This window comes from Streptomyces sp. PR69, assembly GCF_026420845.1.
Lineage (GTDB): Bacteria > Actinomycetota > Actinomycetes > Streptomycetales > Streptomycetaceae > Streptomyces.
The window spans coordinates 17,599-30,366 of sequence record NZ_JAOWCB010000017.1 but is presented as its reverse complement, the minus strand read 5'-3'; the positions used below and the strand labels follow the sequence as shown (position 1 = coordinate 30,366).

At 72.2% G+C, this 12,768-nt stretch carries 10 protein-coding genes; 8 read left to right on the top strand and 2 right to left on the bottom strand.

The features are described from left to right. Positions 1-40 precede the first annotated feature (40 nt). The 5 genes from OF819_RS17900 (at position 41) to OF819_RS17880 (ending at position 5,005) form a co-directional block, all read left to right on the top strand. A complete protein-coding gene (locus OF819_RS17900) occupies positions 41-1,207 on the top strand; it encodes an ABC transporter ATP-binding protein (protein ID WP_267244576.1) in 1,167 nt (388 codons plus the stop codon). Beyond that, positions 1,204-2,151, top strand: coding sequence for an ABC transporter permease (locus tag OF819_RS17895; protein ID WP_267244575.1), 948 nt, complete (start codon positions 1,204-1,206; stop codon positions 2,149-2,151). Before OF819_RS17900 ends, OF819_RS17895 begins: the two co-directional genes overlap by 4 nt. Continuing rightward, entirely contained in the window at positions 2,151-2,963 is an 813-nt protein-coding gene (locus tag OF819_RS17890) for an ABC transporter permease (RefSeq protein WP_267244574.1), read from the top strand. The genes OF819_RS17895 and OF819_RS17890 overlap by 1 nt, the downstream gene beginning before the upstream one ends. Before the next feature lie 25 nt (positions 2,964-2,988). Then, complete coding sequence (locus tag OF819_RS17885) at positions 2,989-4,404, top strand: NAD(P)/FAD-dependent oxidoreductase (RefSeq protein ID WP_267244573.1); 1,416 nt, start codon at positions 2,989-2,991, stop codon at positions 4,402-4,404. A 139-nt stretch (positions 4,405-4,543) separates the two neighbouring features. Next, positions 4,544-5,005, top strand: coding sequence for a hypothetical protein (locus tag OF819_RS17880; RefSeq protein WP_267244572.1), 462 nt, complete (start codon positions 4,544-4,546; stop codon positions 5,003-5,005). Between the two features lie 83 nt (positions 5,006-5,088). Here the strand turns inward: OF819_RS17880 and OF819_RS17875 are convergent, their stop codons facing one another. Then, positions 5,089-5,913: a phosphatase PAP2 family protein gene (locus OF819_RS17875; RefSeq protein ID WP_267244571.1), complete on the bottom strand. Its 825-nt coding sequence runs from the start codon at positions 5,911-5,913 to the stop codon at positions 5,089-5,091. 147 nt (positions 5,914-6,060) lie between these two features. Next, entirely contained in the window at positions 6,061-7,395 is a 1,335-nt protein-coding gene (gabT, locus tag OF819_RS17870) for a 4-aminobutyrate--2-oxoglutarate transaminase (protein ID WP_267244570.1), read from the bottom strand. 301 nt (positions 7,396-7,696) lie between these two features. Here gabT and OF819_RS17865 point away from each other — a divergent pair, with 301 nt between their 5' ends. From OF819_RS17865 to OF819_RS17855, 3 genes are all read left to right on the top strand, one after another. Further along, positions 7,697-9,853 (top strand): ATP-binding protein, encoded by a 2,157-nt coding sequence (locus tag OF819_RS17865; protein ID WP_416370563.1) that lies wholly within the window; start codon positions 7,697-7,699, stop codon positions 9,851-9,853. Between the two features lie 199 nt (positions 9,854-10,052). Further along, complete coding sequence (locus OF819_RS17860) at positions 10,053-11,636, top strand: PucR family transcriptional regulator (RefSeq protein WP_267244568.1); 1,584 nt, start codon at positions 10,053-10,055, stop codon at positions 11,634-11,636. An 82-nt stretch (positions 11,637-11,718) separates the two neighbouring features. Further along, positions 11,719-12,666 carry an EamA family transporter gene (locus OF819_RS17855; RefSeq protein WP_267244567.1) on the top strand — a complete coding sequence of 316 codons (948 nt, stop codon included), beginning with the start codon at positions 11,719-11,721 and terminating at the stop codon, positions 12,664-12,666. Positions 12,667-12,768: the final 102 nt, after the last annotated feature.

Below are 12,768 nucleotides of genomic sequence, written 5' to 3'. Positions count from 1 at the left end.
CCCTCCCCCCCCGCCCCCGACACCACTGGGACCGCGACCCATGACACAGAAGTCCGACGGCGGCGACGTCCGCCTCTTTGGGATCAGCAAGACGTACGGCTCCTTCACCGCCGTCCAGCCCCTCGATCTGACCGTGCCTCAGGGCTCCTTCTTCGCCCTCCTCGGCGCATCCGGCTGCGGCAAGACCACCACCCTGCGGATGATCGCCGGACTGGAGGACCCCACGACGGGAACAGTGTTCCTCGGCGACCGCGACGTCACCGAACTCCCCCCGTACAAGCGCCCCGTCAACACCGTCTTCCAGTCGTACGCGCTCTTCCCGCATCTCGACATCTACGAGAACGTCGCCTTCGGGCTGCGCAGACGCGGCATAAAGTCCGTGAAGAAGCAGGTCGGCGAGATGCTCGACCTGGTGCAGCTCGGCGACTACGCACACCGCAAGCCGCACCAGCTCTCCGGCGGCCAGCAGCAGCGCGTCGCCGTCGCCCGCGCCCTGATCAACCATCCGCAGGTGCTGCTCCTCGACGAGCCGCTCGGCGCCCTCGACCTCAAGCTGCGCCGCCAGATGCAGCTGGAACTCAAGCGCATCCAGACCGAGGTCGGCATCACCTTCATCCATGTCACCCATGACCAGGAGGAGGCCATGACCATGGCCGACACGGTCGCGGTGATGAACGCCGGCCGGGTGGAACAGCTCGGCGCGCCCGCCGAGCTCTATGAGCACCCCCGCTCCACCTTCGTCGCCAACTTCCTCGGCACCTCCAACCTCATCGAGGCCGAGGTCGTCGAATCCGGCGGCACGGGCGCCGACGGGGAGATCGTCGTCACCGCGGGCGGCGGCAAGCTGCGGCTGCCCGCCGGACGCTGCTCGGCCGACCCGACCGCGGGCGGCGGCAAGCTGCTCGTCGGCGTCCGCCCGGAGAAGATCTCCCTCGCGCTCCCCGAGGACGCCGAGTCCGTCCCCGGCGGCCGCAATGCCGTCACCGGCCGGATCGCCGCCTCATCCTTCATCGGCGTCTCCACCCAGTACGTCATCGACTCCCCGGCCGGCCGGGGACTGGAGGTGTACGTCCAGAACACCGAGCACCGCGACGGATTCGTCCCCGGCGCAGACGTCGTCCTGCACTGGAACCCCGACCACACCTTCGGCCTGGACGCCGCCCAGGACCGCACCGCCGGCACCGAAAAGGTGGAGGACGCCACATGAGCACCTCCACCCTCACCGAGGCCCCGCCGCCCGCACCCCGGCCGCAGACCCCCGAGCAGCCCGTCCGGCGCACCGTCCCTACGCGCCGCCGGCTCGTCCCGTATCTGCTGCTGCTCCCCGGCATTCTGTGGCTGCTGGTCTTCTTCGCCCTGCCGCTGGTCTACCAGGCATCCACCTCCGTCCAGACCGGCTCCCTGGAAGAGGGCTTCGAGGTCACCTGGCACTTCCCGACGTACTGGGAGGCGCTCCAGGAGTACTACCCGCAGTTCATCCGCTCTCTGCTGTACGCGGGCACCGCCACCGTGCTGTGTCTGCTGCTCGGCTATCCGCTGGCGTATCTGATCGCCTTCAAAGCGGGACGCTGGCGCAATCTGCTGCTCGTGCTCGTCATCGCGCCCTTCTTCACCAGCTTCCTCATCCGCACCCTGGCCTGGAAGACGATCCTCGCCGACGGCGGAGCGGTCGTCGGCGCGCTCGACGCCCTGTACGTCCTGGACGTCACCAACTGGCTCGGCTGGACCGAGGGCAACCGCGTCCTCGCCACGCCCATGGCCGTCGTCACCGGTCTGACGTACAACTTCCTGCCCTTTATGATCCTGCCGCTCTACACCTCGCTGGAGCGCATCGACGGCAGGCTGCACGAGGCCGCCCGGGATCTGTACGCCTCCCCGGTCACCACTTTCCGCAAAGTGACCTTCCCGCTGTCCATGCCGGGCGTCGTCTCCGGCACCCTGCTCACCTTCATCCCGGCGAGCGGCGACTACGTCAACGCCGAACTCCTTGGCTCCACCGACACCAAGATGGTCGGCAACGTCATCCAGTCGCAGTTCCTCAGAGTCCTCGACTATCCGACCGCCGCCGCGCTCTCCTTCATCCTCATGGCGATCGTGCTGCTCATGGTCACCGTCTACATCCGCCGGTCGGGAACGGAGGACCTGCTCTGATGGCCGCACCGCTGAAGTGGCTCAGGCGCAATCTCGTCGTCGTCGCGGGACTGCTCACCCTGGCCTATCTGATCGTGCCGAACATCGTCGTGCTGGTGTTCTCCTTCAACAAGCCGCGCGGCCGGTTCAACTACGCCTGGCAGGAGTTCTCCCTCGACGCCTGGAAGGACCCCTGCGGCGTCGCCGACATGTGCGGCTCGCTCTCCCTCTCCCTCCAGATCGCCGGCTGGGCCACGCTCGCCGCCACGGCGCTGGGCACCCTCATCGCCTTCGCGCTGGTCCGCTACCGCTTCCGGGCGCGCGGCGCGATCAACTCGCTGATCTTCCTGCCGATGGCGATGCCCGAGGTGGTGATGGCCGCCTCGCTGCTCACCCTCTTCCTCAACATGGGCGCGCAGCTCGGCTTCTACACCGTCCTGATCGCCCACATCATGTTCTGCCTCAGCTTCGTCGTCGTCGCCGTCAAGGCGCGGGTCATGTCCATGGACCCACGTCTGGAGGAGGCCGCCCGGGATCTGTACGCGGGCCCGGTGCAGACCTTCCTGCGCGTCACCCTGCCGATCGCCGCGCCCGGCATCGCGGCCGGCGCGATGCTCGCCTTCGCGCTCTCCTTCGACGACTTCATCATCACCAACTTCAACGCGGGCTCCACCGTGACCTTCCCGATGTTCGTCTGGGGATCGGCACAGCGCGGCACGCCCGTACAGATCAATGTCATCGGCACGGCGATGTTCGCCGTGGCCGTCCTGGTCGTGGTCGCGGGCCAGCTGATCAGCAGCCGGCGACAGCGCACCGCGGCGCAACAACCCTGAGCACACTCCGAAGGAGTTGGAAACCATGGCCCCAGCTGCCATGCGTCTCGCTGCACGATCACTCTCCGACGCCCAGCCCGTCCCCTTCTGGCTGGACGACCCCGCGAAGCCCGGCGCCCTGCCGGCCCTCACCGGGGACGAACACTGCGACCTGCTGGTCATCGGCGGCGGCTACAGCGGACTGTGGACCGCGCTGCTCGCCAAGGAACGCGACCCGGAACGGGACGTCGTCCTGATCGAGAGCCATGAGGCGGGCTGGGCCGCCTCGGGCCGCAACGGCGGCTTCTGCGCCGCCTCCCTCACCCACGGCTTCGCCAACGGCCTCGCCCGCTGGCCGGACGAACTGGCTGTCCTGGAGCAGCTCGGCGCCCGCAACCTCGACGCCATCGAGGCGGCGGTCGCCGCGTACTCCATCGACTGCGACTTCGAACGCACCGGCGAGATCGACGTGGCTGTCGAGCCCTACCAGCTCGACGAGCTGCGCGAGACATACGAGCAGGTCACCCGCCTCGGTCTGGACGGCTACGAGCTGCTGGACCGCGACCGGATGCGCGCCGAGGTCGACTCCCCGACCTTCCTCGGCGGGCTGTGGGACCGGCGCGGGGTCGCCATGCTGCATCCGGCCAGGCTGGCCTGGGGTCTCAAGCGCGCCTGCGAGGAGCTGGGCGTCCGGATCTACGAGAACACCCCCGGGCTGAAGCTGTCCTCGAACGGCAGCCGGATGGGGGTGCGCACCCCGTACGGCCGGGTCTTCGCCCGCCGGGTGGCGCTCGGCACCAACGTCTTCCCCTCGCTGGTCAAGAGGGTGAGGGCGTACACCGTCCCGGTCTACGACTACGCGCTCATGACAGAGCCGCTCACCGAGGAGCAGCTGGCGGCGGTGGGCTGGAAGAACCGCCAGGGCCTCGGCGACAGCGCCAACCAGTTCCACTACTTCCGCATCACCGCCGACTGCCGCATCCTGTGGGGCGGCTATGACGCCGTCTATCCCTACGGCGGCCGGGTGACCGCCGAGATGGATCACCGGCCCGAGACCTATCTGAAGCTCGCGGGGCAGTTCTTCGACTGCTTCCCGCAGCTTGAGGGCGTCCGCTTCAGCCATGCCTGGGGCGGGGCGATCGACACCTGCTCCCGCTTCTCCGCCTTCTTCGGCACCGCGCACGGCGGCAAGGTGGCCTACGCCGCCGGCTATACGGGGCTCGGGGTGGGCGCGAGCCGCTTCGGCGCGGAGGTGATGCTCGACCTGCTGGCGGGGGAGCGCACCGAACGCACCGAGCTGGAGATGGTGCGCACCAAGCCGCTGCCGTTCCCGCCCGAGCCGATCGCCTGGGCGGGCATCGGTCTCACCAAGTGGTCGCTGGCGCGGGCGGATGCGCACGGCGGCCGGCGGAATCTATGGCTCAAGGCCATGGACCGCCTGGGCCTCGGCTTCGACAGCTGACACGCGATCACATCCGCTTCCTTTCTGTGTGACCCAGTTCACTGCGCATCGGCAGCTGAACCCGCGTCATAGTCCGGGCCCACCCTGCTCTCTCCCCGTGCAGCACCCATGCAGCACACACGGATGGGAGACGGGGACGATGACAGGCCCGGGAGTCAAAACGGCGGTGGAATGGCTGGTGTCGGCGGCGCCCGACCCCGACGCCTGCCGCTGGGAGTGGGAGCGCAACCCCCTGGGTGTCGCTCTCCTCCCGGCCGGCCGGCTCTGGGATGTGCTGATCCTGCCGGGGGAACTCGGCTATCCGGCCCTCGATGTGCTCACCCGGCTGGTGGAGCGGCCGGGTCCCGTGCTCGCCGACTTCGGCGACTCCCGCATCGGGTACTTCGTGCCGCCGGGCACCGCCGCCCGCTGGCTCGGCACGGGTGTACGCGGCGCGGGCAAGGGCACATGGATCGTCGTGCCGCACCCGGCCAAGGGAACCGCGGGCACCGTGCGCTGGCTGGTCCTGCCCGACGGCGCGGGCACGCTCAACGACCCGTCGCTGCTGGAGCTGGCCATGCACGAGGCGGCAGCGTCGATCAGCAGGGAGGGCGAGGGCTGACCGGAGGCCGCCGTGAAGGACTTCAGCTCCTGCTTCGGCGGCCTGGGCCGTGTCGTCAAAGTGGTGTCGTCAAAGTGGCGTCGTCAAAGGAGCGTCGTCCGCCCCTGCGCCAGGCGCAACAACACCAGCAGCACCCCGCACAGGCACAGGCTGCCGACCACATCCAGCGGCCAGTGGTAGCCGCGCAGCACCAGACCGGCGCCCGTCGCCAGTGTCAGCGCCCCGGCGGCGGCCATCGTCCATCGCCGCAGCCGGCGGCCCGTGTACGGGGCGAGCAGCAGGGCCGCCGCCCCGTACGCCACCGCCGCCGTGGCCGTATGCCCCGACGGGTACCAGCCGGTGCCGGGCTCCAGCGGCCCGGGGCGGGCGATCCACAGCTTCAGGGGAATGACGAGAGCGGGCACGGCGGCCATGGCGAGGGCGGCGGCGAGCGCCCGCGGCCAGTCGCGGCCGCGCCAGAGCGCATACGCGATCGCCGCCGCGAGAACGGGAAGGGCGACCGTCATGCTGCCCAGGTCGGCGAGGAGTTCGGTGACGGAGGCCGGGCCACGGCCGAAGAGCGACCTGCCGAGGCGTTCGTCGGCGGAGCGCAGCGGCCCATGGGCGGCCACCTGCCAGGTGACCAGCGCGAAGAGGGCCGCACATCCGAGAAGGACGAGCAGGGCGGGACGGCGGAGAGGGCCGAGAAGAGCCGGCTTCCCCGGAACAGGGGGGGTGGTTCCGGGGAAGCCGGCCTGACCGGTGCACCGCGCGCCCCGGGGGGTTTGGGGCGGGCGGCCGTCCGATCGGTGAGGAGTTCCGGAACACAAGGCTCCGACGGTGTGCGCAATGGCACCGCCAGGCCGGGGCTGGGGAGGCTCCGCCCTGGCATCGCCCGCAGTCCCCTGCGGACGGGGTGTTTCTCTCATCTGCAGGAACCGTACGTCAGCGGCCGGGGTGACCGACAGCCGGATCTCCAACCCGCCATCGGCCCCCCACAGCTTCTTCACCAATCACCGGTGAGCCGCGCCGCGCCCGATCGGTTCCGGCCCGGAACCGATCGGAACGGCCACGGCTCAGAGCCCGGCGAGCGCCTGCTCGATGACGTCCAGGCCCTCGTTCAGCAGGTCCTCGCCGATCACCAGCGGCGGCAGGAAGCGCAGCACATTGCCGTACGTGCCGCAGGTGAGCACCAGCACGCCCGCCGCGTGGCACGCCTTGGCGAGCGCGGCGGCGGCCTCGGGCGCGGGCTCCTTGGTGCCGCGGTCCTTCACCAGCTCGATCGCGATCATCGCGCCGCGGCCGCGGATGTCGCCGATCACGTCGAACTTCTCGGCCATGGCGGCCAGGCGGCCCTTCATGACCTCCTCGATCCGCTTGGCCTTGCCGTTGAGGTCGAGCTCCTTCATGGTCTCGATCGCGCCCAGGGCCCCGGCGCAGGCCACCGGGTTGCCGCCGTAGGTGCCGCCGAGGCCGCCGGGGTGCGCGGCGTCCATGATCTCGGCGCGGCCGGTCACGGCGGCCAGCGGCAGACCGCCTGCGATGCCCTTGGCGGTGGTGATCAGGTCCGGGACGACGCCCTCGTCCTCGCAGGCGAACCACTGGCCGGTGCGGCAGAAGCCGGACTGGATCTCATCGGCGACGAAGACGATGCCGTTGTCCTTGGCGAACTGCGCGAGGGCGGGCAGGAAGCCCTTCGCCGGCTCGATGAAGCCGCCCTCGCCGAGGACCGGCTCGATCACGATGGCGGCCACATTGTCCGCGCCGACCTGCTTGGAGATCTGGTCGATCGCCTGGGCCGCGGCCTCCGGACCGCAGTTGTCCGGGCCGGTCGGCCAGCGGTAGCCATAGGCCACCGGCACCCGGTACACCTCGGGCGCGAACGGGCCGAAGCCATGCTTGTACGGCATGTTCTTCGAGGTCAGCGCCATCGTCAGATTGGTGCGCCCGTGGTACCCGTGATCGAACACCACCACGGCCTGCCGCTTGGTGTGCGCGCGGGCGATCTTGACCGCGTTCTCCACGGCCTCCGCGCCCGAGTTGAACAGCGCGGACTTCTTCGCGTGGTCGCCCGGGGTCAGCTCGGCCAGCTGCTCGCAGACCTCCACATAGCCCTCGTACGGCGTGACCATGAAACAGGTGTGGGTGAAGTCGGCGAGCTGCGCGGACGCCCGGCGAACGACGGCTTCCGCGGAGGCGCCGACGCTGGTCACGGCGATGCCGGAGCCGAAGTCGATCAGACGGTTGCCGTCCACGTCCTCGACGACGCCGCCGCCGACGCGGGCGGTGAAGACGGGCAGCACGGACCCCACACCACCGGCGACCGCGGCGGTACGGCGGGCCTGAAGCTCCTGGGACTTCGGGCCGGGGATGGCGGTGACGACGCGGCGCTCCTGCGGGATTGCGGTCATGAGGGGCTCCTGGGATCTTCCGGACGCATTGCTTCTGTCTCGCAGGCTAGGCGCGGGCACTTCGGCCGGGCATGCTCCGTTCGGGAGTGTTGGGCTTGTGTCCTTGTCCGCGGCGGAGTGTCACCCGAACGCCCGGCCGGTGCTCCGCAGCCGTTCCGGTCGGCGTTCCGGTCGGCGTTCCGTTCCGTGTTCCGGCCGGCGACGCGGCCGGGTCAGGGCCGGGGATCGGTGAACTCCCCCTGACGGGGCACTAGATTGACGGATGCACACGGCGGGCCTGGCTGGTCAGGGGGCAGGGTTCATGAATTCCGACGGCACGTCCGACGGCACATCCGACACATGCGGCACCCGGGACTCGCAGTTCCCGCGGCCTGCCGCCCCGCCGGCGCCGCCACGCCCCGCGGCCCCGCCGCCGTCCGCGCCCGGTCTGCCGACGCCCCCCGCACCGCCCGCGCATGCGCCCATGACCCGGCCGGGAGCCGTCGAGTGGCTGCGGACCCCCCGGCCGGAGGCCGAACCGGGCGTATGGCGCTTCGGCCACCGCCCGCGCCCGGCGGAGGAGCCGGAGCCCGTACCGGCCAGGCGGCTCTTCGCAGGGGCGCTGATCGCCCTGCTCAGCGGCTGGCTGCTGTGGTCGCTGCTGTGGAACGGCTATCTGGGCCGCTACTGGATCTGGCCGCTCCTCGCCCTCACCCCCGACTCCTGGCGCTCCGAGCCGTCCCTCTGGGCGTTCGCCAGCTACACGTACTACACCCTCGTCGGCGGCGGACTCCTCGTCTTCTTCGCCCGGATCGGCCATGTCCCGGAGATCTGGCGGCGCTTCGTCCAGCGCTACGCCCGGCGCTCCGACCGGCGGCCCGCCGTCCCGCCGCCGCCCAAGGGGGAGCCCGATCCGGCGGACTGGCCGGAGCTGCGCGCGGCCGGGCTGGCCGAGGCCGCCGCCCGGCTCACCGAGGCGACGCACGCCGGGACACTCGGCGACGTCGACTACGCGCGCATCCGCCGCGCCTGGCAGGGCGTCCACGCCAGCCCCGAGCGGCTGGCCGCGTTCACGGACGCCGTGCGCACCCGCGGGCCGGCCGCCTGCGCCCACCCCTCGGGGATGCGGGACCTGCCCGTGCGCGGCGCGACACACGACCTGGCCACCGCGCAGGTGAGGATCGGCACGGTCGCGGACGACCCCCGCAACCCCTACGCCCGCCGCACCACCGGGCTCGCCCTGGAGCCCGCGCTGCTGGGCACCTCCCTGCTGGCCGTGGGGCCGTCCGGCTCCGGCAAGAGCGTGCGTCTGGTGCGGCCGGTCGTCGAATCCCTGTGCCTCCTCGCGCTGGCCAACCGCGCCGCGGTCGTCGCCGTCACCGAGTACGGCTCCGGGCTCGCCCCCGACGACGCCTTCGACCTCGTCATCGGCGTCGGCCGGCCCGATTCCACACACGACCTCGATCTGTACGGCGGGGCCGAGGACCCCGACGAAGCGGCCCGCACCCTCGCCGAGGCGCTCGTCGGCGACCTCGTCGCCGACAGCCGGCGCGCCGCGACCGCGCTCGCCCAGCTGATCGGCCCCTACCAGTGCGTCCACGGCTCCTTCCCCGGGGTGCCGGAGCTGCGCGACCTCCTCGCGGGCGCGCCCGCGGCCGTGGGCGAGCTGCGGTCCGCTCTGGAGAAGTCCGCCGCCCCCGGCGCCGCAGCGCAGCTGAGGGAACTGGACGCCCGCGAGCGGCAGTCGGCCCGCGCCGACGACATCGGCGTCCTCCTCGCCGAGCGGATCGCCTTCCTCGACCGGCCCGCCTTCGCCGACTTCTTCCGTACGGACGGCGGCGGCCGCCCCTTCTCCCTGCGGGCGGTCGAGCATCCCCTGCGGGTCCGCATCGACCTGCCGGAGCGAGGGCACGCGGAAGCCTCCAGGATCGTCGCGCGCCTGGTGCTCGCCCAGTTCACCGAGGCCGCGCTGACCAGGTCGGACCGCTCCCTGTTCGCCTGCCTCGTCCTCGACGACGCGACCCACACCGTCACCGCCGACTCCGTCCGCGCGATCCAGCGGCTCCGCTCGGCCAACGCCGGCGTGCTGCTCGCCCTGCGCACCCTGGAGGACGTGCCCGAGCCGCTGCGGGATCCGCTCCTCGGCGCGGTCGGCTGCCGGATGGCGTTCGCCGGGGTCGCTCCGTGGGACGGCGGGCGGTTCGCGGAGACCTGGGGCACGGAGTGGGTCCAGACCCGCGATGTCACCGACCGCCAGATCGTCTCCGACGAGCCCCTCACCAAGGCCCTGCACCTGATGCGCCGCCTGGCCACCGGCAAGGCGGCCACGGCCCAGGCGGTCACCGTCCGCGAGGTGGAGCGCCCGCGGTGGTCGGCCTCCGACCTGTCGCACGGGCTGCCCGCGGGGCACGCGGTGCTGTCTCTGACGACGGTGCACGGGGACCATACGCCGCCGCTGCTGGTGAACTTGCGGGGGTGATCCGCGCCCGCCCCCGAACCGGGGGCTCCGCCCCGTACCCCCGCGCCTCAAACGCCGGCGGGGCTGGGATGTGGCGCAGCCCCCAGTTTCGAGACCCCCCGCACCGTCCCCCCGGGAGTCCTACGACCTGGCAGAATCGGGGTAGGCCGTTCATACAGGACGGCGCAAAAGCCGCCGTCTCCCCCGGAAGCGCACCCCCATGCCCCCCACCCTCGCCTCCCTCCTCCAGCACTCCGCGCTCAAGCTCACCGTCCGCGCCGGGCACGGGCAGCTGGAGAGGCCCGTGCGGTGGGCGCATGTGAGCGAGCTGGCCGACCCGGTGCCGTATATGGAAGGCGGCGAGCTGCTGCTCGTCACCGCGATGAAGCTGGACGCGGAGGACCGCGACGCCATGCGCCGCTATGTCCGGCGGCTCGCCGCCGCGGGCGTCGTCGGGCTCGGATTCGCCGTCGGCGTGTACTACGACGACATCCCCGACGCGCTGGTGGAGGCGGCGAAGGAGGAGGACTTCCCGCTGCTCGCCGTCCCCCGCCGCACCCCCTTCCTCGCCATCAGCAAGGCCGTCTCCGCGGCCATCGCCGCCGACCAGTACCGCGCCGTCACCGCGGGCTTCGAGGCCCAGCGCGAGCTGACCCGCGCCGCGCTCGCGGAGGGCCCGGCCGCGGTCGTCGCCCGGCTGGCCGCGCATGTCGACGGCTGGGCGGCGGTGTACGACGCGTCGGGGGCCGTGCTGGCCGTCGCCCCGGAGTGGGCGCAGCGCAGGGCCGCCCGGCTCACCGCGGATGTGGAGCGGCTGCGTGACCGCCCCGCGCCGGTCAGCGCGGTCGTCGGAGACGCGGACGACCGCGTGGAGCTGCAGTCGCTCGGCACCGGACGCCGGGTCCGCGGCGCTCTCGCCGTCGGCACCGGCGCGCCGCTGGGCACGGCGGAGCGGTACGCCGTCCACTCCGCCGTCGCCCTGCTCACCCTGACCACGGAGCGGTCCCGCTCGCTCCAGGCCGCCGAACAGCGGCTCGGCGCCGCCGTGCTGCGCATGCTGCTGGCCGGTCAGCAGGACCACGCCCGCGCGGTCGCGGGAGATCTGTACGGATCGCTCCTCGACGCCCCCTTCCGGCTGCTGATCGCCGAGCCCGCCGAACCCCCCGCGCCCACGGCGCCCGCCGCCCCCGCCGACGCCCGCCCGCTGCACGCTTTCGCCGAGTCGGTGGAGTCGGCCGCCGCCCGGGCGGGCGAGACCGTGCTGGCGGTGCCGGAGCGCGACGACCGGCTGGTCGTCCTCGCCGTGGACGGCGGCGCGGTCGTCACAGCGGTGGCCGCCGCCTGCGCGGGCCAGGACGCCGAAGAGGCCCAGGCCGTCGTCGGGCTCTCCGCGCCCACCGGCCCGATCGCCGCCGCAGGCGCGTACAAGCAGGCCGAGCAGGCGCTCTCGGTCGCCCGCCGCCGCGGCCGCGCCCTCGTCGAGCACGACGAGCTGTCCGCGGGCTCGATCCTGCCGCTGCTCGCGGACGACGCGGTCCGCGCGTTCGCCGACGGCATGCTCCGCGCCCTCTACGAACACGACGCCACCGGCCGCGGGGACCTCGTCGCCTCCCTGCGTGCCTGGCTCTCCCGCCATGGCCAGTGGGACGCGGCCGCCGCGGATCTGGGCGTCCACCGCCACACCCTGCGCTACCGGATGCGCCGCGTCGAGGAGATCCTCGGCCGCTCACTGGACGACCCGGACGTCCGCATGGAGCTCTGGCTGGCGCTCAAGGCCACAGGCGACGGCGCTCCATCCCGCTGACGGCGCCCCGACTTCCCTGATCCTGCCCGAACTCGGGCAAATTCTTTGCTGTTTGGCGCTCCTGATCCATATTCTCCGGCGCATGACACGTCCTGCCGTCGCTACGGCGCACTCATCCATACCCCCTGGCCCCGCCCGCCGCCGCACGGGCGGGGCGGCCGTCTGGGCCGCCCTCGCGATCGTGTACGTGGTCTGGGGGTCCACCTACCTCGGCATCCGGGTGGTCGTGGAGACCATGCCGCCCTTCCTGTCCGCAGGATTCCGGTTCACCGTCGCCGGGCTCGCCCTCGGCGCGCTGCTCGCCTGGCGGCGCGGGCCGGCCGTGCTGAAGGTGACCCGCGCCCAGCTCGCCTCCACCGCCGTCGTCGGAGCGCTGCTGCTCCTCGGCGGCAACGGGCTCGTGGTCCTCGCCGAGACCTCCGTGCCCTCCGGCCTCGCCGCGCTGCTCATCGCCGTCGTACCGGCCTGGGTCGTGCTGCTGCGCACCGCCTTCGGCGAGCGGCCCGGCGCCGGCGCGTATCTGGGCGTCCTGCTCGGCCTCGGCGGGCTGGCGGTCCTCACCCTCCCCGGTCTCAGCGGCGAGGTCCGCATCGGCGGCGTTCTCACCGTGATCGCCGCGACCGTCATGTGGTCGGCGGGCTCCTTCACCTCCTCCCGGATCCCGATGCCCTCCAACGCGTTCACCGCCAGCGCGTACGAGATGGTCTTCGGCGGCCTGGGCTGCCTGCTCGTCGGACTGGTCCGCGGCGAACACCTCGGCCTGGACGTCACCGCCTTCTCCGCCCGCTCCTGGACCGCCCTCGGCTATCTGGTCCTCTTCGGCTCACTGCTCGCGTTCACGGCGTACGCCTGGCTTCTGCAGACCGCCCCGCTCTCGCTGGTCGCCACCTACGCCTATGTCAATCCGGTCGTCGCGGTCCTCCTCGGCGCGCTCGTCCTGAACGAGGCGCTGACCTGGCCCATTCTGCTGGGAGGCGCCGTCGTCGTGGCGGGCGTCTGCCTCATCGTCAGCACCGAGCGGCGCGCCTGACGCCTGACGGAGCGCGCCGTATCTGCCGAACCGGCGGATCAGCCCCGTCGACCACTCCACGCCGGATAAACCCACACCGTCCGCCCCGGTCCTACGGTGGGC